We start from the raw sequence: 21,633 nt of genomic DNA, 5'->3' as shown, positions 1-21,633 counted from the left end.
GAGTCGACCGCGGAAATCAGGGCATCTCGATCACGTAGGTCACGAAGGTGCTCACCACGCCGGCTGTGGTCTTTCCCGTCGCGTAATAGCTCGCGATGAAGTTGACCGGCGTCGGATTCATCGACGTAATGGGAACGATCTGCATCGTGTTGCGATCGCCGACCTTGATCGGCGTGCCGTCGGCATTCGCCAGCTTCACCTGCACATGGGTCGCCGATGTTTCTCCGGGCACAGGTTGCGGATTCAGATGGCCGCTTGCCGGATCGGTTGACGTGCCGCTTTCGAAGTAGATACGCGCATTCGGTATCCCGCCCTCGCATCGCACCGTGAGGGTGAAAACCGTGTCGCCCGCCGTAGCGCCCGATGTCGACAGAGATTGCGTCGACACCGTCGGCAACGTCACGGTCATGTCCGGAGAGCCGACGATCTCGCACGTCGATGCAACATAGTTCCCTGTGAAATCGAGTCTCACCGAAGGCGACGACTGCGCGTCGACGACGCACGGCATGAGCAGCGCACCGGCAATTAGTCCGAGCCGCGCGCGAGACATCCGTCCGCCCTTTCCCGTGTTTTTCATTCCCCGACCTCCGCTGCCGATACCGTTTCCGGTTCCATTCCCGGGACTGCTTTCGTCAATTCGATGCATCGGCAACATCCGCTCCCGACGCATGATTCGTCGCATGCTCGACCGATCGAGGCGTAGCCGACACTGGATCGCACTCCATCGGAATCCGGGCAACGACGCCGGAAGTCTCGCGCCGGCTCGCCTCCTCGTCATCAGGCATGGCATAGGTCAGCAAGCACTGTTCATTTTCGCCGTCCCCCCAGCGGGCCTGCAGCTTCCCTTGCTTCTCGAGACCGCGCAAATAGGCAACGCCTCCCTGCCCGACAACACCGACAGACTTCCCTGATTCGTCGAACAACTCCGTCCCCATCGGCAACGCATTGCCCGTCCGGTCCGCTATATCGGCGAACACGGGCGTACCCTGAACGGTCGCGATCCGCACCCTCACGAGCGAGCCGGCCCGCGGCACGACTTCCTCGCTGGTATTGCCCAGTTCGACCTCCAGCGGCACGTCGCTCGGATCGAGCGCGATCGTGTTGATCCGGTAAGGCGTCAATGACGGCAGCACCGCGTAACCATTACGATCGATCCGCGCGCCCTGGCCGTTGATGACCCGTCCGCCCTTCGCGCCCTTCGCCTCGACGAGCGCGAAGGCCTGGCCGAGCGGCGGGCTCAGCGTCACGCCGCCGCCATGCATGACCATCGCGCCATCGGCATTGAACGCCGCCTGGCGTGTCCGGTTCCCGATCGACGCGTTGACGTTGTAGGTGCCGAAAGGTGCGCGATAAATCAGATAGCCGCCCGTGGAAGCCGTCCGGCTATCGCCCGACGCGACGCGCGATGCATTGATGCCGTAGTTGACCGGCGTCGTACCGGTCGTATTGCCCGACGCCGAAATCTGCATCACGCTGTCGCCCTCGGAACCGCGCGACAGATTGGTCGTCAGATAGTCGAACGCACGATGCGTGTTCGCAACGCTGCTCCCCCAGCCGAGAGGGATCGAGAAATTCGCGCCGATCTGCGTATCGGTACGGCCGTCCTGGATGCGTGCACGCGCTGCGTACAACGAATAGGACACACGCCGGACCATACTGTTGAAGCCGATCTGATACTGGAGGTCATAGCCGCGCTCTCCGCTCCAATAGTTTTGCGAACTGCCCGATACATAAAACGAGCTTGCCTTTCCTACCGGCTGATTGACGTTCAACTGCAGCCGGCTTCGCATCCGGTAATCGTAACGTCCCTCGATGCCCACTGCGCCGTGTCGCGCATAGATCGCATCGCGCAGACTGTAGAACCGGTCGGTCGAATAACGGTATGCCGCGACGGAAATGTTCGTCCTTACGCCCGGAACGAGCTTGCTGTAGCTTATCCGCATGCTGTAACCAGGGTGCCCGCCCGATTGAGTCGGCGCCTGCGTGCCGGCCGTCGTCACGTCGAGCGCGACGGCCCCCAGCGACGTATTGAAAGCAACGCCGACCAGACCAGCCCAGTAGCCTGCGGAAAACTGTCCACCTGCGTAACCCGTCAGCAAGTTCGTGAAGCCGCGCTGATAGACGGCCTGAACGACCCACGGATGGATGTTCGTCGTTATGTCGCGATAGGCACCGGCGACCAGACTGAAGCGCGATACGCTCGGCCTCAGCAGTTGCGGCACCGATGCGAACGGCACCAGAAAGGTTTTCTTGCGACCGTCCGACTCCGTGACCGTCACCTCGAGATCCCCGCCATAGCCGGTCGCCGGAAGATCGCTCAGCTCGAACGGACCGGGCGGCACGCTGGTCTCGGTCATCACGACATTGTTCTGCCGAACCGTGACGAGTGCGTTCGTATCGGCCACCCCGCGCACAATGGGGGCGTACGCACGCATCGAATCCGGCAACATGCGATCGTCGCTGGACAGCTGAATGCCGCGCACATTGAACGAGTCGAAGACATCGCCGGTCGTTGAACTGTCACCGATCGTCAGCTGACTTTTGAGCGCGGTCACATCGTGTTGCGCGAAGAGGGCGACGCTCTGCCAGCGCATGCCTGCCGACCGGTTGTACCAGTCCGCCGTCGACCATTGCCGAAGCCTCCAGCCCATGACGTTGACGCCAGCCTGCAGACCCAGAAATACGCTGCCCAGATCCCCGCCGCCGTTGTTCTGGCGGCTCGCATAACTGGCGAGGCTATATTGCACGAAGCCTGCGTCGACTCCGCCGTCCCAGCGCGCGGGGTCGACGTATCCCGTGGCTTCCCGGCGCAACTCGATCTGAGGCACCGACAGGTCCAGCTTCAGATCGGCCGTGTTGAACATCGCGATCGAACCCGGCACGGATTCGGAAAGCGGAATGCAGCGTGACGACTGCGCGATTGCGACATCGTCGCCGGCACCTTCGAATCGCCGGGTCACGCGGCCGACATCCACGCCCAGCCGATCGAGATCCGACAGCGTGAAGCACGGTGCCGCACTCTCCGAATCCGGCACCGCCTGAAACAGAACGTCGAAGTACCCACGCCCCTTGCCGTTGACGAATACGTCAAGTGGATATTGCCCCGGACCAACGGGATTGCCATGCGTAAAACGGGAAAGATCGGCGACATCGCCCGTAAAAAACGCGGGATTGAAGATCATCGCCTTCGGGGTCTCGCCACCCTCCCCGCCGCTTCCGCTCGCCGCCTCCGACTGCGTCTCGCCAGGCATGCGCCCCTTCACCGACGTCGACTCGGGGAACTCGGCAATCTCGTCCGCACCGGCCTGGAATGCCCAGCACCCCATCGCGACGATCACCGCCCGGGCCATCGAGTGCGCCCGGAAAGGCACGCGCCCCCGTTCCGACCGACCATCCTCACCACTACCTTGCACACCGCACATGCTGCCGCCAAACCTATTGGTTACCCTTCTCATCCACTGTCCCGGCACGCCCCATCTGTGCCGAGTCGCTCACTTCAGCGCCAAAATCGTTCAGGACCGTATAAGAAACGCTCGCCGCCGATTCGACATCGAGCCTGCCCGCCTGAGGAACGAAATCGACGTAGCCGAACGGAGGCGCCATATCGGGCTTCAGTGCGACGACTTTTCCGCCGCCGTCATTCAGTTCGACCTTGCCGAACGAGACGTAATAGGGCGACGGGTTTTCAAGCCGCAAAACACGCTCGCCTCCATCATTCGACGTAACGTGCCACTTGAGCCGATCGCGCGCCGCAGTCGGGTCCGACTGAAGCGAGGCCGGCCGGTAGAACATCTTGATCCGCGTACGAAACGCGAACTGAATCATGTTGCGACCATCCACGACTTTCGGCTTGGGAGGAATTTCAAGCACGTTCAACCAGTAGACCGACTCCCGGTCCATCGGCATGTCGCCACCGGTAAACATGATGCGCATCGCCTGCCCCCTGCGAGGCTCGACGCGAAACACCGACGGCAACAGCGCGAACGGCACCTTGATCTTGTTCGGCGCGGCGGAAACATCGCCTTCGTCCAACCATGCCTGAACCAGGGCCGGCTGATCCGCGGAATTATTGATGCGAACGCTGACCTCCCGACTCTGAGCGGGATAAATGACGCGCGTGCCGGTAATCGTGACAGCCGCCTGCGCCGCCCCGACCACACAGCAGACCGCCGTAGCAATGGCGAAAATATAAGACTTCATTGAATGCACACGAATCGATTTCATAGCCGGCCGCCCGACGCGGAGTCGGGCCATCCCCTCATGACGAAAAGAACAGCCCGATCACCCCTAACGCCGAACGTTACTGATAGGCCAACGTATAGTTAACGACAGCCATCACATCGCCGGGCGTGGTCTGGCCGGTCGCAAAGTACTGACCGCCGTAGCTCATCTTCGCGGCACCACCCGAGATCGCGACGGGCGCACCCGAGCTACCGAGCAGAATCGGCGTCGTGCCATCCCGATCCAGCAGCTGCACTTGCACCAGACCCGCCGCAGTTGCCGTCGGCGCTTGGTTCGTCGCATTACGCGTATCCGGGTCCATATGGGCGGTTTCGAAGTGAGCCGCCACCAGGTTCAGACCAGCCGGACATTCCGAAACGGAAATATCGAACATCGTGGAGCCGGCCGTCTGACCTGCCGCAGTCAGAGACTGCGTGGAGATCTGCGGCAACGTGACGACCTTGTCTTCGTCGCCCGCGTTGATCTTGCAGGTCTCCTGAATAAGCTTACCGTTGAACGTAACCTTACCCGTACCCTCTGCAAAAGCCGCCGGTGCAACGGAGATTCCCGCCACCATGAACATCAACCCCATGACTTGCGCCTTCATCAATTTAACTCCTCTTTTCACATGATTCACGTACACAGCCCTTCGCGAAACCTCATGCATCCCGGCTCGCAAAGGTGGGCACATTCTGTCACCCGCCCCTCTCTCCGTTAATGGGCGATCACCCAAATTGAAGAACAATCGGCGCCCCATCCGGAACGCGTGGCCGTCATGTCCTGTCGATGAATCGCAAAGAAAGCGGATCGAAGACCCGACATCGCCGACGTCTTCGTCAATGTCGACAACGGGAACAGTCGGCGTCCATGTTTCGGCAAATCCCCATACAGCCAATGCCCCAACGCAAAGCAGGCCGATACTTATTTCGCGTGCCCCTGCCATCCGCGTCGACACATCCGTGATCGGCGCCCGGCGCCATTTATATGGCTCGCCCGCGTTCAGCGATATTTGCATGCGCCTTTTTCAATGCATTGCACGCGATCAATCTGCTCATTAGTATCGACGGTGATTGCTCATCTGCCGGAAAGATCATGGGCAATAGGTGCGGAAATGGTTTCCGCATATTCGCGTGAAATGGTGTTCATCATGGGAGAGTTGACATGCAGGAAAACCAGCAGATCGATTTGCTCGACTGGATGCAGGAAGACACGCACCCCGAGGCCATCGACATGATGGTCGAGGATGCCGTGGTGCCGTTCGGCACCGCGCTCTGGGCAGTCTGATCAGGCCGCTCTTCGTCGTGGAAGGGCCACGGCCCTTCCGCCTCTTCCGGAGTCCCTATGCTGAACCTGCACACCGCGCTCAGCTTTCATCCCGCGCTACGCGCTTCGCTCGCACGCGGCAAAGCGAAAACACTGCTGATCGGCTATGACCTGCGCAATCGCGATATCGCGCTGCGGGCGTTTTCCGCCCTTCCTGCGCCGCTCGACGCACGCTTTCTCTGCCTCGACAACACGCCGCCGGCCGACATCGTCACTGCACTGGAACACGCCGATTTGTTCGTGCTGCTATACGATTCGTCGTGCCTGCCGACGCCGTCTCCGGGCGGGCCGCCGTTTCTCGCCGCGATCCGCCCCACGATCACCACGCATTGGAACAAGTCGGTGCTATTCAAGGATTATGGTCGGCATCTCGACGAGGCGTTCGCCGAACCGCTCGGCGACATCGCCGCACGCAATCGCCGGCTGATCGACGCGGCAGGACGCGCCTCGCGAATCCGCTTTATCGACGAGGCCGGCAATCCCCTGACGGGGTCGCTCGTGCCGTTCCAGAAATGGACGAGCGTAGACGGGATGGGCAACCTCGATGTCGTACCCGGTGAAATCGCGACGCATGTGAACGACCTGCACGGGTCGATCGTATTCAGCGGCACCTTTCTCGGCACCGCGCCCTTCGCCATCAAGTACAAGGTCACGAAGCAGCTCGCGACGCTGCATATCGAGCACAGCACGATCGTCGACTTCGATAGCGACGATGCGGGATTCGCGCGGGATTTCGCGTCCTACCTCGACCGGCATGCGAATCACCGCCGGATCGAGGAGTTCGGCATCGGTACGAATCTCGGGATCAAGCGCCTGTACGGTCGCAATGCCGGTTTCGAGGAGCGGCATCCCGGCCTGCATCTCGGGCTCGGCGGCGGAAAACCGGGTAGCCACCACCTCGACCTGATTTTTTCCGCCGGCGCAATCGAACTCGACGATACGATCGTGTTCGCCGACGGCCGTTTTCATTTCGAGGACCAATGATACGTTCGATATTCGGTGTAGCCGCCGATACTTCGATTGAAGCCGTCATCACCGAGGCTGCGAACAATTCGCGTGCAGCGTGGCTGCCGGCTCGCTACAGGGCCTTCGATACGTTCCTGCTCGCGCTACGCGGCACCGCTCGATCGCGAATACACCGCGTTGACCGGCGAAGTCGCTTTACGCCAACGCATCAGGCCCGCTCCCCGCATTTCGACGCAGCGTGTTCGATGAGGCTCGGCATTCGCCTCGATTTCTCGGGCGCTCGAATATGTCCGGCGGCCGGACGCGGCATCGCGCCCGACCGCCTTCTCCATCCTCGCGGCACCCGGGCCACAGCCCCCGAGCGCACCGAGTGCGTCGTTGCGCCCGAGCCGGCGACGCGCGCTGGTCGAGTCAATCCTGCTCCAGTAAATAGGCCTCGCGGGGCTGGTCGCGAATCCATTGCGGCGCGCGGCCGCGTCCGCACCAGGTCTCGCCGGTTCTCGGATTGAAATATTTCTGACGCACCGAGAACAGCTTCGTGCGCGAGGTACTGCCGAAGCCGAATACTTCCCGCGGCGTAAACCCCTGCCTCGTAATCATTTCGCGCACGTTGGCCAGCGCCATGGCACGCTCGGCACGACATATCGCCTCGATTTTCTCATCGAGGGCTTCAAGCTCGCGAAGAAGCGATTGCAGTTCGGTCATTTCTCCTCCCTCTAGAATCAAGATCGACTGCGGACATTTTTCCCGCTCCGCCCGTCGGTCCTCCCAAAATACTTTGCATCCGTTCCGGTCCGGGCAAGGCGGTTTCGTCATCTTAAGATCTGCGCCGCGCCACCTCATTCAGCCGAATCCCAAATGCCGCCGGCCCAAAGCCGATCCCGTCCTCGGAAACGGCCCGCACGACGTGCAAACCCGTCATGGCCGTCGAATCTTCGCGCGCTCCACACCGACGCTCAAACAATCACAAAGAATCCTCAACGGAGTTGAGCCGAATACCCGGAAACAAGCCGCGGCCTACCGATCGACGAGGCATCAGCCTATTTGCGAGCGGCCCGAATCCTCAAATAATGTTCGATTGCAACCGGTTCCACCTTCCCGCGAAGGACGCCGCCACATGCCTCTTTTCAGATTTCTTCAATGATCGTTGATATGCACTGCGGCCTCTCGAACAATGCGAGCCTAATCCGCTGGATGTCGGCATCTTCGCGGTTAACATCAACCCATTGCCAAGAGCCTTCCATGGAATCCCGGGATTTTGAAGAATTTCGTATAACTGATGAGAAAACACGCGAGCGCGGCGCCGCCAGACACTCAGGCGACGTCGGGTCCCCAATCCGGATCATCATTGCCGACGACCATCCCGTCGTCACACGCGGCGTCCGCTACGTACTCGAACAATCGTCCGCGCTTCAAATCGTCGGTGAAGTTCATACAGTCTCGGAGATCATGCGGCAGCTTGAACAGCAGGCATGCGACGTTCTGGTATGCGACTACTCGTTCGACGACGATCCGGAACCCGACGGTCTCAGAATGATCGAGCGGATCAGGCGCACGCATCCGGACGTCAGAATCGTTCTGCTCACCATGCTCGACGACCAATACCTGCTGAGACACATCATTCAGCGCGGCGTATCCGCATTCCTGAGCAAAACGAGCAACGATCTGTACGAACTGCCGCGCATCATCTTCAGCGTGGTACGAGGCAAGACCCATATCGATACGCAGATCGCGAGCTCGTTCCTGTTCAGCATGCTCGAAAAGCCGCTGCGCGCACCGACGCGTGAAGCGCTTTCCGCGCGAGAACTCGAGGTCGTCAGACTCTATGAAGAAGGCATGACGGTCGCCGACATCGCAACGCGGCTGAATCGCAGCCGGAAGACCATCACCACTCAGAAAGCCAGTGCGATGAAGAAGCTCGGCGTCTCGACCAATCAGGCATTGGTCGACGCCGTCAGAAAGATCCTCTGACGCACGCCTGCCAGACAGCGCTTGACGACCATGCTTGCCCTGCTTACCCGGATGCTTCTCCTCCCGATCGCGCGTGTCAGGCGCGACGGGCGGCATGCGCACGAGATTACCGGCGCCTATCAACGCACTATCCTGTACGGTGGCGCGGCCATGCTGACCATCGCGATATTCATCGCGATCGCCGTTTCCGTCAATGCACGCATAGACCGTTTCATCGACGATCAGCGCAGCACCTTCGTCAATCAGCGCAATAACGTGCAGGCGGCCGTTCAACTCGCGGAATCCCATCTTCAAGGCATCGTGCTGCAACACGAAGGTCGCGAATCGTGGCATGTCAACGCCAACACGATGCACCCGCTGCTCGACAAGTACGCGGGGCTGCTCGCACGCGACCACGGCATGACCGTCACGAAAGGCGACCTCGCCGCATTGCCCTATACGCTTGTCTCGGCCGACGCCGATTACTTTCGCACGAATGCGGCGCGAATCGTGAGCCTCGTGCATGCCGCGTCGCTGTCGCCCGGCGTCCGCGCGACCGCCAGAGGCGTAAAGAAAGGAAACTTCGTCTTCGACACCGAGGCGCGCATCTTTGCGTTCTATCCCGCGTTCGACGCAATCACCGCCCTAAGCAAGCATCCATACGAGGAAAGACATGCGCTCGCAATGGCGGAAACCGCCGACATTCGCGAGGCGCTCGCCAAACAGCACGCTCCCATCGCGTGGACCAGGCCGCATCGCTCACCGTTGACCGGAGAGCAAACGATTCAATACGGCGCGTTCATCAAGGACGACAACAAACACGTCGCCGTTTTCGGGTACGACATCAAGCTTGCCGACTTCTCGTCGTTCTTTCTCGACGACCAGTTCACCGCGCCGGGGTTTCTCCTGCTTTCAAGCGACAGCGCCACCGTCTTGGCCGGCGGCGCCGAGAACGATCTCGCGCTCAACGACACGGCGCGACTCGCCGTGCCGTTGGCAACGGCCGATCAACCGAAAATCTATCGGACGCACGATACGTTCCTGATCGCCCAACGCATTCGCGGCCCCGAATGGGTCGCCGTCTACACGTTCGACTGGTCGACCATCCTGCTCGGATTGCACGGCGAATTGGCGGTTATCGCCTTGACCGCGACCGCCGTGATGGTCCTGCTTTGGGGATTCGTCCTCGCGTTCGATAAATCCGTGCTGACACCCATGCAACGCAAGATGGGGCGCGTATACGAAAGCGAGGCATTCAACCGGACCATCGTCGGGATGGCCCCGATCGGACTGTGCGTGCTGGACGCGAATACGCACGAAATCGTGTTGCAGAACGCGATTGCAAGCAAGTTGCTGGCCCAATCCCCGGAAGCAGCCCAGACGTTCTATCGCTCGCTCGCTCGAGAATATCGGGGCGCCGTTCACACATCGCCGCTTGCCAAGGGAACCGTGATGCGTAGCGAAATCGTTGTCGGCGCGAGCGGCGGCAAGCCGGTCACCATCGGAACCACCTTCGTCGCCACGCGATACGACGAACGGGACGTGATTCTGTGCGGACTCGTCGACGTCAGCCGGGACAGGGAAATGCAGCGGCTGTTGCTTTCGGCGAAGTGCGATGCAGAAGCAGCCAATAATGCGAAATCGATGTTCCTCGCCACCATGAGTCACGAAATTCGCACGCCGCTACATGCCGCTCTAGGCAACCTCGAACTGCTTTCGATGCAGGCACTGACGCCCCCGCAACACATGCTGGTCGACACGATCGGCAAATCGTTCGGTGCGCTGCGCCGGCTGCTGAACGACGTTCTCGACTTCTCCAAGATCGAGGCCGGCGAACTACGGCTGGAGCATGTTGCTTTCGATCCGACCGAGCTGGCCGAAACCTGCGCGCAGGCGATCTCGCCGTCGCTGACCGCCAAAGGCGTGCAGCTGCAACTGCTTACGGATACGTCGCTGCCCGCGCGCGTGATCTCGGATTCTTCGCGACTGCAGCAGATCGTCATGAATCTGCTCGACAATGCGGCAAAGTTCACCTCGGCCGGCCGCGTCGCATTGGAAATGACGCTCTCCCGAGCCGGCAATCGGAGCCTACTTTGCGTGCACGTGATCGACTCCGGCATCGGTATTTCCGCAAAGGATCAGAAACGGCTCTTCCAGCCTTTCGCGCAGGTGGGCGAATCGACCGCGACGCGATTCGGCGGCACGGGCCTGGGGCTGTCGCTATGCAGGCGGTTGACCAGTCTGATGGGAGGCGACATCCGGGTCGCGAGCACGCCGGGCGTCGGCACCACATTTTCCATCGAGATACCCGTCGTCGTGCCGGCGTCTCCGGCAGCCGTGCCGCGCGACGCAACGTCGATTCTCGCGCTTTCCGTGCTGCTGTGCTGCGGCGACGACGCGTGGCGCGACGCGCTGCTTTCGCGGCTGGCGAGCTGGGGCGTCGCCGCCGAAACCGTAACGCCGGCCGCCTTGCCCAATACGGACGGCCGGGGTCGCATTCTGCTCTATGCGCATGCCGGCAGCGACATCGCCGACGTCGATCGACAATCGATACGGAGGTCGCGAGATTGCGGTCTCGCGGGTATCGTCCTGCTATCGGACGCCTATCCGCTTGCGCCCGAACCGCGGGACGAAGGCATTGCGGTCTCGTCCCTCTCCCGCGCGGCACTTCGTCTGGCGCTCGCGACGGCAACCGGCATCGCCCCCCCGCCGCCTCGCCACTCGAGCGCGCCGAGCCCGGTTCGCGCGCGGCACGCTCGTCTACTGGTCGTCGAGGACGACGACGTCGCCCGAACGTTACTGATAACACAGCTCGGTACGCTCGGCTTCCATGACGTCGACGACGTTCCGAACGGTGTCGACGCAATCGAATGCTGCCGGCATCACCGTTATGATCTGATTCTCACCGATCTGAACATGCCGGACATGTGCGGCACCGAATTGCTGACACGCCTGCGACAGATCAACGTGGCAACACCCGTGGCGCTCGTCAGCGCAAGCGTTCCGCTCATCGCCGGCGCTCAGCCGGCATCGGACGATTTCGCCGCGATCGTCGAGAAGCCGCTGTCGATCGAGCAACTCGCCGCGCTGCTCGTCAGGCTGCTCCCCGTCGACCGCCAGGCGCACGATCGCCGCGCCATGCATCGAGCTACCCATGCCGCGGCACCGCGCGCGATCCTGCCGGAAAGGGAACTGTGGAAAACGTTCGCCGCGTGCTGGCCGGCCGACCGCGCCGTCGTCCGGGACAAAGCGGCAGCAAACGATGTCGACGCCGTCCTGCGGCGCGTTCACAAGATCAAGGGGGCGTTGCGCGTGCTCCGGGAAGACGCGCTCGCGGATCTGCTGGGCGAAATCGAGCATGTCGCGCGCACCGAAGGACTGGCAGTCGCCATGCGACTCTGGGCGCGCGCCGAAGCCACGCTGACGGCACGAGTCGACGCACTGTGACCCGCCCGAACAAACGGCACTCAGGGCGCTTTCGGCAACGACGGCGCCGCCGTTCCGGCCGGCTCGTCGTCACCGGCGACAATGGAATCCGTCGCGATCGGCAACGAAAGCGCGACGGACGTTCCTTGCCCGACCTCGCTCTCGATCGAGATCGAGCCGCCATGCCGACCGATCACAGCTCGGACGAAGGACAGCCCGAGGCCGACACCGGCGGCAACGTCCCGGCGCTTGCCGTCCACCTGGAAAAACGGTTCGCACAGGAGCGGAATCGCCTCCTGCGGAATGCCGATGCCATGATCCGCCACGCGCACGAGCACATGACGGCTTTCGGCACGATGCGGGTCACGCTCCAGCGTGACATCGACGACCGTGTTTTCCGTCGAGTATTTGATCGCGTTGTCGAGCACGTTGATGACCGCGCGCTGCAACATGTCTCGATTGCCGTCGATCCAGATGGCCTCGTCCGTCTTTTGATGCAGCACCAGCCGGACCGACCTGGCTTCGGCAAATGCGCCGACCTGGTCGACCGCCTCGTCGACAAGGTCGGCGACATCCACCATCGAGAACGTCGCCGGATCCAGTACTTCTGCCCGGGAAAGCTGCATGAAATCCTGTGCCATTCGGAGACTGTATCCAACCAGACGCCTCAAGTCGTGCATGAATTTCTCGTCATGCACGCCCGTCAGCGAATCCTGCATCCCGATGCTCTGCTGCTCGATGAGCGCAAGAATGGTCGTAAGCGGGTTGCGCAGATCGTGCGCGATATGGCGCAGCGCCTGCCGGTCGTGCGTCACCGATTTCTTCAGATCGTCGACATCGACGAGGCATATCAGGTGTGCTGCGTCCTCCTGCACGGACAACGGCGAAAACTGAGCGAAGGGTACGTTGACAAGCATGTACTCCCTGTCGTTCAGAACCATCTCGCGCTCCTGCGCCGGCGCCTCGCCGAGCCCCTGCGCGGCGAACTGTTCGAGCACGGCCTCCAGCTTCGGCTTTTCGCCTGCGTGGATGCCGCCTGAATCGGTCACGGTTTCGCCAAGTAGCTCGGCCGCGCTGTTGTTCCACAAGACGAGCTTTCTGCCGCGTACGAGAACGATCGGATAGGGCAGCATGTTGATGACGCCGACGTATGCCTCCTGCCATTCCCGGATTTGCTGCATGGCCAACTTGACTTCGTCCAGCAGGTTGGACTCGATCGCGCCATGCGAATCCTCATCCGACATGCGCACGACGCCGATGCTCGACGAAAGCTCTCGGAGCCGACTGATTTCGCGATGCAGCAAACGATGCATGCCGAGCAGTTGGCTCCAGGCGAAATAGCTGTAGACGACCACGCATATGGCAAGTGCCGATCCAATGGGAATCCAAACGCGAAACAGGCCCAGCAAGACGGTCGACGTCGCGAAAATACAGATGCCCCAGGCCAGCGCGTAGGTATGAAGGTTGCGGGTCTTCGTCAGCCAGCAAATCAGCAGCATGCCCAGTGCCAGTACTGGATCGACCAGCAGTTGCGAAACCGGCGGTATCTCGCTCACGATATCGTCGTTGAGCACGGCGGACGTGATCATCGCGTCGAGCTGGGCACCGTTCACGACATAGTCGTTCAACGACGAGACGTTATATTCCCCCAACGGTCGATAGATCGCATGGCCGATGAACACGATCTTGCCGTCGAAAGCCGACGTCGGAATCCGCCCCTTTACGACATCGGCGAACGAATAGGTTTCGACCGATTTCACGCGAGGCAGCATCAGCAGCACCGATTGCCGGGGCCGCTTGCCAATCGCCGTGGTCTGTAGAAATTCGTAGCGGTGAAAATCGGGCAGCATCCCGCCGAGCCCCGCCACCCCGATCGCCTCGAGCGATACATGCGGATAGACCCGGTTATCGATCGTTCGATAGGGTACGAAGCCGGTGACGACGCCGTAATGTCCGATCGTGACGTCACGCTGACCAATCGCGGCGGCGACTTCCGGCGCAGGCTCCGGCAGCGGCAGCAACAGCTTGCCGCTCATGTCGGTATCCGTCGACGGAAGACCGACGACGACCCGTTTGTTGCGGGCGATGGCATCGAAAAACGTGTCGTCGTATTGCTCTCGAGCAGGCAGCGGAATATCGAACACGATACTGGCCGCGCCGGACAGGCGATCGATCAACTGAGCGTTCGTGGCCGGCGAGAACACGCTTTCCCGCCCCAGTTCTCGCAGGCTCCCCTCCCCCTTGCTGATCAGCACGACACGATCCGAACTACGATTCGCGAACACGAGTGCCGTCGCATCGAAGTGCAACTGATCGAAGGAACTGAACAGCGACTCGAACCTCGGCGTGCTCGCCGCTGCCGCGAGCGCAACGACCAGAACAACGGCAAACGGGCTGCGTAACCTGATCGTTTTTCCGGCAGGAAGATTCATCCAGTGACGCATGCCCCTGTCTCCTTTTCATATCTCGCCGCCGAACCGCTCGAACGACGCGCCGGCCCCGGCGCGGCTCATGCGTCGATCCTGGTTCGACGTGGACCGGCCACCCACCGCCAGAGCAAGCCTCCGACGATCACGTCTTCCTCTCTGTAACGTTATTTTTTAATCATACAACCCCAATATTGACGGGGATGTCGATCTCATCGGAAATTGAATATTTCAATCTATTATCCGGCCCACTCTATTTCTCTGAATTTCTCAGGTTCCGCAAAAATTCCGTGCATCGTTCAATCTTCCGGCTTGCCGCTCCATCATTCAGATCGAGCGACAACGGCCGACGCCGAAGCCCGCCGGATCGGGGCGTTACAGCGCGCCGAGGCAACCGCCCCCACTACGACGAGCGTAATGTCGATGGGCGACACGTGCGTTGATCCACTCCACGAGCGCTATCCGGGTTTCCGCATGGGTTGCCGCTCGTTGTCCAAACGGATTCCTTCATACGATTGAAAAGCATTCAAGCACTCCCCGTTGCACGAAAACGGCAAGGAATATGCAAGCCGGAGACATTTCGGGGCCCGTCGCCGTCACAAGATTCCGGTTCGGGAATCGTCATCACTTTCTGGCATTTTTCATGACGGCCGAGACCGGAACCCGACGTCGTCAACGTGCAAGCGTACCGTTACACACAGGATAGAGTTATTTAAAAAGTATATTTTTCATAAGATCCATAAAATCTTATGAAAAATCGCCTCGTCGAGGCAATCAGCGCATCGTCATGCCGACCGTGGACGCCTGTCGGGAAGACGGGAAACACGCGTCGGTTTGGAGGATGTGAAAAACGGGAGAGGCCCGAAGCCCTCTCCCGTTTGCGGGCGGAAGCGGCACGAACCGCCGCCTCGCTGCATTACCACTGGTACGAAGCACCCATTCCCACGGTGTTGCCACCGCTCGACAGACCGACACCCCCCTTCACCTTCAGGTTCTGGTTGATGCGGGCTTCGCCACCGAGCGCCACCGCCTGGTAGCCCTTGTAGGTCGCGCCGCCGATACCGAACGACAACGTCTTGCCCGGATCGACACCCGGAATCATCGTCAGCGCAGTGGCCGCGGCAATGCCGGAATATGCGTTCTTCGACACGTCGTTGATCTGGCCGCGAACACCCTGGATCTGCTGATCCGTGTAGTCCTTGGCCGTCGTTCCCGCAGGCAGGCCGACGCTTGCCTGAATCGCATCGTTCATCTGCCCCAGGTTGACAGCATCGCTCTTCTCGGTCGCATTGCCAACGTTGGTGATCTTCTCGCCGCCGGCATCGAGATCCCAGCCGATCGAACCGCCTGCGCCGGCCGAACCGCCCGAATCGCCGGCCGGCGCCTGTTCAAGAATGCTCACGCGATCCTGTACACCCTCGACCTTGTTGGCAAGTTCGCTCAGTTGACCGAAATTCACCGCATCGTACTGGTTCACGCCGTTCGCCACGTTCGACAACACGATCGGCGCAGTTGCCCCGGTGCCGCCGAGCGTGACGCTCGCGCGGCTTTCGTCGTCGTACTTCACCGCCATGGAGTCCGTCGCGGCCGATGCCGCAGCGGCCTGAATGGCGTCCTCGACCGTCCTGTAGCGATCGCCGTTGACCTCGATAGACGCAATAAGACTACCGTCTTCGCCGACGACCGCATCTGCGCTGATCATCCTCGCGATGCTGGATGCAACGCCATGCAATTGCGACCCGTTCACGGCATCGGAACTGCTCGCCGAGAGCGCCCCTTTCTCGAGGTTGGTCACGGTAACTGCACCGTTACGCGCGCCCCCACCCAGCGTCACGGTGTTTTTCTGCGCATCGTCGTACACGACAATTCGCGATGTCAGTTGCCCGTCGTCACCATCGTCCACGATCCCCGCCGCTTTCAACTGCTTGACGTTCACGGCGTCGTGATCCTCCACGCCATCGGCCACGTTCCTCAACCGCACCGGCTCGGCGCCGCTCGCACCGCCCAGCGTGATCACATTCTTCTGCGCATCGTCGTATGAAACACTCGATGCCATCCGATCTTCCAGATTCGATATATCGCCCGCATTCGTCGTCACCCGTTCATCCAGCGACGACACGTTCGCATTCGTTGCGCTCAGTTGCTTCAGGTTCACCGCATCGGTATCCTGAACACCGTCCGCCACATTCGACAATCGCACGCCATCCGGCGCATCCACGCCCCCCAGCGTCACCGCATTCTTCAACTCGCTGTCGTACGTAACCGCCCGCGACGTCAGTTGGCCGCCCTCGCCGTCGTCCACGATCCCCGCCGCTTTCAATTGCTTGAGGTTCACGGCGTCGTGATCTTCCACGCCATCGGCCACGTTCCTCAACCGCACCGGCTCGGCGCCGCTCGCACCGCCCAGCGTGATCACATTCTTCTGCGCATCGTCGTACGAAACACTCGATGCCATCCGATCTTCCAGATTCGATATATCGCCCGCATTCGTCGTCACCCGTTCATCCAGCGACGACACGTTCGCGTTCGTTGCGCTCAGTTGCTTCAGGTTCACCGCGTCGGTATCCTGAACACCGTCCGCCACATTCGACAATCGCACGCCATCCGGCGCATCCACGCCCCCCAGCGTCACCGCATTCTTCAACTCGCTGTCGTACGTAACCGCCCGCGACGTCAGTTGGCCGCCCTCGCCGTCGTCCACAATCCCTGCCGCTTTCAATTGCTTGAGGTTCACGGCGTCGTGATCTTCCACGCCATCGGCCACGTTCCTCAACCGCACCGGGTCGGTCGCGCGTTCGGTGCCACTCGTGCCGCCCAGCGTGATCACATTCTTTTGCCCATCGTCGTACGAAACACTCGATGCTATCTGACCTTTCAGATTCGATATATCGCCCACATTCGTCGTCACCCGATCACCCAGCGACGACACGTTCGCGTTCGTCGCGTTCAGTTGCTTGCCCGTGACCGCATCGGTACTGTCCGCGCTCAATACGCCGTCAGCGACATTCACGATCTTGCGCTTCAATAGCGACGAGCCGACCGATACCGTATTGTCGCCGTCCGCCACGGAACCATGTCCCAGCGCTACGCTGTTCCAGCCCTGCGCTGTTGCGAACACACCGACTGCAACACCGTTTTCGCCGCTTGCTTTTGCGCCTGCGCCCACGGCCGTCGCATAGTATTTCGTCGCGGCGGCATTGGCACCCACCGCGGTGGTATAGGTTCCCGCGGCGTTGGCGTATGCCCCGATGGCCGTGGCATGATCGCCAGCCAGACTCTGCGTCCGCGCGCTACTTTGATAGCCGATTGCCGTGCTGGCCTCATGCGCGGCCATACTGCCGGTACCGAACGAGGTCGAGTACGCGCCGAGCGCCTGCGCACCGCTTCCGCCGGCAAGCGCCATGCTCCCGCTCGCATTGGGCGCCACGACGTCGGAACTCCAGACGCCCGTCTGCAACAGGCCATCTTGTCCTTCCCGCAGCTTCTTCAGGGCGGCATCGACGCTACTGAATTTCTGCTGCGTCTGAGTCGCCTCCACCGCCAGCTCGGACACTGCCGCATCGACCACGTTCAATTGCTTGAGGTTGACGGCGTCGTAATCGTGCGTTCCATCTGCAACCTTTACGATTCGGCGCTTGGCCGTATCGGAACCGACCGATACCGTGTAATCCTCATCAGCGACCGAGTAATTGCCCAGCGCAACGCTGAATGCGCCTGATGCCGTTGTATTGGCACCGATGGCGGTACTGCGCCGTCCCGTCGCTCGTGCCTCGCCCCCCAACGCCGTCGTGTCCCACTCCGTCGCGAGCGCGTTCGTTCCAATCGCAATCGATGGGCCCGTACCATCCGCTTTCGCCTTGGCACCTAAAGCGATGTTGAAACCACCCGCAAACGATCCTCCCCCGATCGCGACCCCCTGATATCCGGTCGTAATTGCATTTCCGCCAATGGCGATGGTGTCCGCCATCCCCGAGCCCGTACCGGCGCTGGCGCCTTTCCCGATTGCGATGCCGCCATCGCCCAGAACACGTGCGTCCGTGCCGATAGCCACACCCGAGACGACCGAGGGATCCGTCGAAACCACCGCGCCGTTGCCAATGGTAATTCGATCGCCGAGCACGTAATCGTACGCAACGCCAGCGGCTCTAGAACCAGTCATTCGATTCAAATCACCTTCATCCTCTATTGCATTCGAATCCCTTTTCGAGCGCTCATCGGATTCGTCTTCCTCGATCGCACTTTGAGGGAGCACTTCCACCGGCGAGCTTTCAGCCGATGCATTTTGCATGCCCAGCACGATAAAAACCGTACCGATCGCGGAAAACAGCTTCGTCACTTTCATAATCTTTATCACCAACAATCAATTAAAATTAATCTGCCATATAGAAATAGCAACGCTGTCCGCAAAGCCCCAAGAATTCCTGGCCACCACACCAATCTTCAGCAGCATGGAAAAATTCCGGGGCTCGCATACTCAACGAACAAACATACTCGACGCCAATGAAAGCGAGTTTCACCGCCATATAGCCGATCTCGAATTAAACAGTGCGTCCGACGATTCATCGGGGCGTTCGATCTTTACGACCGACGCATACTGTCTCAAATATCGACCCGCAACCATAAACATCAAAAGAATCAAAACATCGAAGCCGTAAACCCTGACAAAACCAACTCGCCGCACCCTGCGTTCAGATTTCTTTCAACAAGCTGGCGAACTCATCGAATCGCCCACATCATTCGAACCTCAAATACCGGCTTCTTCAACAGACGTCGTTTCCATTCACTCAACCGGAGCATCTCTAATGAAAGCAACCCACCTGATCCTCGCTCTCGCCGCCGCATTCGCCACCAGCGGCGCGGCCCTGGCATGCGACGACCCTGCCGTCGACGGACACGGCCACGACGCACCCGCCGCTCAGCACCAGACCGGCGCGGAACATCAATCGAATACGGAGGCGGCCGGCCACTGATCTTCCAGGCTTCGATAGCGAATACGCAGACAAATGCAAGGAGGTTGGCGACGTTCCGCAGGCGGTCCGCGCAGCATCAACTGTTGCGCGATCGCACGAATATCGGACGAATACGCCGCCGTCGTTCGGCGCCGATTCCTGAATATGCCCGCGGCGACTCGCGGTTCTCTCTCGATATGTCGCAGCTGGTCAACCGCGTCAGCGCAATGTCCCTCATGAATCGCCACCTTATTTTTATGTAATTCGAAGCAATCCCATGAAAAACACGACTCTTCGCCTGACGGTGCTGTCGCTGCTCTTCGCCGGCGCGGCTCCGATGGCCATCGCAGCTCAACCTTCGAACGATTCGTCCGCCTCCTACACCGACACGGCACCGAATCGCATCGCGCCGGCCGATTCAACCGCAATCGCCCCCGGCACCCGAATTCAGGAAAAGGACAGGGCCCAGGTCCTGGCGTCTCAAGCGCGCGACCATGCCATCAAGACGATCCGGGGCAACGGCAAGCGCGTCCTGTACGTCTTTTCCGATCCCGACTGTTCGTACTGCAAAAAACTTGAGCACACGCTTCGCCAGATCGAGAACGTGACCATCTACACCTTTCCTTATCCACTTGAAGGGCTCCACCTGCAGGCAGCCGAGCACGCACGCGATATATGGTGCTCGATCGACCGGAGCGCCGCGTGGCAAGCATGGATGTCCGACAACACACGGCCGGCCCTCAACGACGCGTGCGCCACCCCGATCGCACAAAACCGCACGCTCGGTCTCGCCCTGGGTTTGCGAGGTACGCCGACGCTATTCAACGCGAAGGGCCGCATGGCCGCAGGCGCTGTCCCGGCACAATCCATCGAAGCCTTGCTGGCGGAGTGACGCCGCCCAGCGTGCTCGGGCAGCGGGCGAAAGGTCTGGAAGATTGAGTCGCGTCTTGGCGCCGCACCGGCCAAACGCACCGTGCCGAGATCGAGCCGCCCCGACGGGCTTTTCGATGCGGCCGGAAGTCCGGATCGGAACCGGCCTCGACACGGAAATACCGTGCTTCATCGAGCCGGATCGACTCCCGCGATCCCGTTCGTCTGCATGTGCCGGCAGTCATCGAGCCATTGTCCCGACGTCCGGCGATGCCATATCGTTGCGACGCGTTTGCCCATATCGCGATGATTGCCGGTAGACGAGCCGGCAATAACAACCGCCTCGCCCGGCCCGTCAGGCGACGAGATCGATCTTGCCCGACAGCAGCCGATAAACGCCGCCCACGATTTTCAGTTTCCCGCCCTTTTCAGCATTGCGGATGATCTTCGAGCGCGCAGACAGGTTTTCCATGCTGTCCTTGACGTTCTGCGCAATCGACGCGCTCAGCAAATCGCCGCCATCGTTTCGGGCTTTCCGGACAGCCGGCAGCATGGCCCGGGCCAGCGTCTGAATCTTCCCCGGATAGGTTGCGCCTTTCGTCTCGACCTTGACCGCAGCACCCACGGCACCGCACTTGTCGTGTCCGAGCACGACAATGACGGGCACCTGCAATACCGCCACCGCGTACTCAAGGCTGCCGAGCACGTCGTCGTTGACGAAATTTCCCGCCACGCGCACCGCGAACAAATCGCCACGCGCGCTATCGAAGGCGTATTCCGGCGCAATCCGGGAATCCGCACAGCCTAAAACGGCCGCATAGGGATTCTGCCCCATCCCCAACGCCTCGCGCTCGTGAGCAAAATCATGGCGACGCGTCACGCCTGCGACATAGCGAGCATTGCCGTCCATCAGAAGCTTGACGGCCTCATCGGGCGACCGCGCATTCTGCGGCTTTGGCAGGGCAGCGACATCCGCGGCCGCCGCAACATTTCCGCCCAATGCCCCGCTCGCGGCCGCGACAAATGCGGACGCTCCCGTCGCACGCAGAAACAGCCGTCGTGCGGGAGCGTCCGTGGTCGGCATATGGGCATTCGATTCACACATTCGCGACTTCTCCATTCCATGAAATACCGGAATACAACATCGCCCGCTCTTATGAAGGTTCGTCGGTCCGTCCCCGGCCGCTTCGCCGGAGGACGCCCCGAGCGTTAGCCGGAAGGCCGCGCGGCATTCCGGCATCCATCCGTCCTGGGCGCTGTGGATCCACGGGAGATTGTGGGCAACACACCACCCCCGCACCATCGGCCGACGCTCATTTTTCATGGCGTCTTGCCCCGATTCGGCCCGCCCCTCGAGCAACGGTCGGGCCAGAGAGTCTCCACAACGCGATTCACTCCGCGAGGCAATGCCAGCGCTTCCGTCTGGATCGGAGCATGTATCGAAGCCGTGCCGGCAAAACGGGCATTCCGCTCGACGTCGCTCGCCGCACTCGAGCCCGGCC

The 21,633-nt window shown here is 61.0% G+C and carries 14 protein-coding genes; 6 read left to right on the top strand and 8 right to left on the bottom strand.

Annotation, left to right across the window (positions count from 1 at the left end; all coding sequences use genetic code 11):
- Window positions 1–16 precede the first annotated feature (16 nt).
- From BME24068_RS21740 to BME24068_RS35550, 4 genes are all read right to left on the bottom strand, one after another.
- Window positions 17–577, bottom strand: coding sequence for a fimbrial protein (locus tag BME24068_RS21740; protein WP_239007867.1), 561 nt, complete (start codon window positions 575–577; stop codon window positions 17–19).
- Window positions 578–632: 55 nt separating this feature from the next.
- Window positions 633–3,350: a fimbria/pilus outer membrane usher protein gene (locus tag BME24068_RS21735; protein ID WP_239007866.1), complete on the bottom strand. Its 2,718-nt coding sequence runs from the start codon at window positions 3,348–3,350 to the stop codon at window positions 633–635.
- An 85-nt stretch (window positions 3,351–3,435) separates the two neighbouring features.
- A complete protein-coding gene (locus BME24068_RS21730; protein ID WP_420887546.1) occupies window positions 3,436–4,224 on the bottom strand; it encodes a fimbrial biogenesis chaperone in 789 nt (262 codons plus the stop codon).
- Between the two features lie 76 nt (window positions 4,225–4,300).
- Window positions 4,301–4,828: a fimbrial protein gene (locus tag BME24068_RS35550; RefSeq protein ID WP_096500090.1), complete on the bottom strand. Its 528-nt coding sequence runs from the start codon at window positions 4,826–4,828 to the stop codon at window positions 4,301–4,303.
- Window positions 4,829–5,382: 554 nt separating this feature from the next.
- On the opposite strand from BME24068_RS35550, the gene BME24068_RS35305 reads away from it, so the two are divergent.
- Both BME24068_RS35305 and BME24068_RS21720 read left to right on the top strand, forming a co-directional pair.
- The gene (locus BME24068_RS35305) at window positions 5,383–5,505 is read left to right on the top strand and encodes a hypothetical protein (protein ID WP_275404991.1); all 123 of its coding nucleotides are present in this window, start codon (window positions 5,383–5,385) and stop codon (window positions 5,503–5,505) included.
- Between the two features lie 57 nt (window positions 5,506–5,562).
- Window positions 5,563–6,528 (top strand): CgnE/CgnB domain-containing protein, encoded by a 966-nt coding sequence (locus tag BME24068_RS21720; RefSeq protein WP_096500092.1) that lies wholly within the window; start codon window positions 5,563–5,565, stop codon window positions 6,526–6,528.
- Between the two features lie 393 nt (window positions 6,529–6,921).
- Here the strand turns inward: BME24068_RS21720 and BME24068_RS21715 are convergent, their stop codons facing one another.
- Window positions 6,922–7,215: an H-NS histone family protein gene (locus BME24068_RS21715; protein ID WP_162826164.1), complete on the bottom strand. Its 294-nt coding sequence runs from the start codon at window positions 7,213–7,215 to the stop codon at window positions 6,922–6,924.
- 537 nt (window positions 7,216–7,752) lie between these two features.
- Between BME24068_RS21715 and BME24068_RS21710 the strand changes: the two genes are divergently transcribed.
- A complete protein-coding gene (locus BME24068_RS21710; RefSeq protein WP_174927317.1) occupies window positions 7,753–8,481 on the top strand; it encodes a response regulator in 729 nt (242 codons plus the stop codon).
- Between the two features lie 30 nt (window positions 8,482–8,511).
- The gene (locus BME24068_RS21705; protein WP_239007874.1) at window positions 8,512–11,907 is read left to right on the top strand and encodes a hybrid sensor histidine kinase/response regulator; all 3,396 of its coding nucleotides are present in this window, start codon (window positions 8,512–8,514) and stop codon (window positions 11,905–11,907) included.
- Window positions 11,908–11,927: 20 nt separating this feature from the next.
- On the opposite strand, the gene BME24068_RS21700 is transcribed toward BME24068_RS21705, so the two are convergent.
- Both BME24068_RS21700 and BME24068_RS21695 read right to left on the bottom strand, forming a co-directional pair.
- The gene (locus BME24068_RS21700) at window positions 11,928–14,330 is read right to left on the bottom strand and encodes an ATP-binding protein (RefSeq protein WP_174927315.1); all 2,403 of its coding nucleotides are present in this window, start codon (window positions 14,328–14,330) and stop codon (window positions 11,928–11,930) included.
- An 898-nt stretch (window positions 14,331–15,228) separates the two neighbouring features.
- The gene (locus tag BME24068_RS21695; RefSeq protein WP_174927314.1) at window positions 15,229–18,654 is read right to left on the bottom strand and encodes a YadA-like family protein; all 3,426 of its coding nucleotides are present in this window, start codon (window positions 18,652–18,654) and stop codon (window positions 15,229–15,231) included.
- Window positions 18,655–19,114: 460 nt separating this feature from the next.
- On the opposite strand from BME24068_RS21695, the gene BME24068_RS21690 reads away from it, so the two are divergent.
- Both BME24068_RS21690 and BME24068_RS21685 read left to right on the top strand, forming a co-directional pair.
- Window positions 19,115–19,282 (top strand): hypothetical protein, encoded by a 168-nt coding sequence (locus tag BME24068_RS21690; protein ID WP_162826162.1) that lies wholly within the window; start codon window positions 19,115–19,117, stop codon window positions 19,280–19,282.
- Between the two features lie 256 nt (window positions 19,283–19,538).
- The gene (locus BME24068_RS21685) at window positions 19,539–20,153 is read left to right on the top strand and encodes a DsbC family protein (protein ID WP_174927313.1); all 615 of its coding nucleotides are present in this window, start codon (window positions 19,539–19,541) and stop codon (window positions 20,151–20,153) included.
- A 333-nt stretch (window positions 20,154–20,486) separates the two neighbouring features.
- On the opposite strand, the gene BME24068_RS21680 is transcribed toward BME24068_RS21685, so the two are convergent.
- Entirely contained in the window at window positions 20,487–21,236 is a 750-nt protein-coding gene (locus tag BME24068_RS21680; protein ID WP_096500106.1) for a carbonic anhydrase, read from the bottom strand.
- Window positions 21,237–21,633 lie beyond the last annotated feature (397 nt).

It is taken from the genome of Burkholderia anthina (assembly GCF_902498995.1).
Classification (GTDB): Bacteria; Pseudomonadota; Gammaproteobacteria; order Burkholderiales; family Burkholderiaceae; genus Burkholderia; species Burkholderia anthina.
Note: the sequence above shows the minus strand (reverse complement) of the source record. Positions and strands in the feature narration are given on the sequence as shown.

What these genes read in the sequence shown, in the direction of transcription:
- BME24068_RS35550 (WP_096500090.1), bottom strand. Translation starts at nt 4,828, where the DNA reads ATGAAGGCGCAAGTCATGGGGTTGATGTTCATGGTGGCGGGAATCTCC.
- BME24068_RS21690 (WP_162826162.1), top strand. Translation starts at nt 19,115, where the DNA reads ATGAAAGCAACCCACCTGATCCTCGCTCTCGCCGCCGCATTCGCCACC.
- BME24068_RS21740 (WP_239007867.1), bottom strand. Translation starts at nt 577, where the DNA reads ATGAAAAACACGGGAAAGGGCGGACGGATGTCTCGCGCGCGGCTCGGA.
- BME24068_RS21720 (WP_096500092.1), top strand. Translation starts at nt 5,563, where the DNA reads ATGCTGAACCTGCACACCGCGCTCAGCTTTCATCCCGCGCTACGCGCT.
- BME24068_RS21700 (WP_174927315.1), bottom strand. Translation starts at nt 14,330, where the DNA reads ATGCGTCACTGGATGAATCTTCCTGCCGGAAAAACGATCAGGTTACGC.
- BME24068_RS35305 (WP_275404991.1), top strand. Translation starts at nt 5,383, where the DNA reads ATGCAGGAAAACCAGCAGATCGATTTGCTCGACTGGATGCAGGAAGAC.
- BME24068_RS21680 (WP_096500106.1), bottom strand. Translation starts at nt 21,236, where the DNA reads ATGTGTGAATCGAATGCCCATATGCCGACCACGGACGCTCCCGCACGA.
- BME24068_RS21730 (WP_420887546.1), bottom strand. Translation starts at nt 4,224, where the DNA reads ATGAAATCGATTCGTGTGCATTCAATGAAGTCTTATATTTTCGCCATT.
- BME24068_RS21715 (WP_162826164.1), bottom strand. Translation starts at nt 7,215, where the DNA reads ATGACCGAACTGCAATCGCTTCTTCGCGAGCTTGAAGCCCTCGATGAG.
- BME24068_RS21710 (WP_174927317.1), top strand. Translation starts at nt 7,753, where the DNA reads ATGGAATCCCGGGATTTTGAAGAATTTCGTATAACTGATGAGAAAACA.
- BME24068_RS21705 (WP_239007874.1), top strand. Translation starts at nt 8,512, where the DNA reads ATGCTTGCCCTGCTTACCCGGATGCTTCTCCTCCCGATCGCGCGTGTC.
- BME24068_RS21695 (WP_174927314.1), bottom strand. Translation starts at nt 18,654, where the DNA reads ATGAAAGTGACGAAGCTGTTTTCCGCGATCGGTACGGTTTTTATCGTG.
- BME24068_RS21685 (WP_174927313.1), top strand. Translation starts at nt 19,539, where the DNA reads ATGAAAAACACGACTCTTCGCCTGACGGTGCTGTCGCTGCTCTTCGCC.
- BME24068_RS21735 (WP_239007866.1), bottom strand. Translation starts at nt 3,350, where the DNA reads ATGGCCCGGGCGGTGATCGTCGCGATGGGGTGCTGGGCATTCCAGGCC.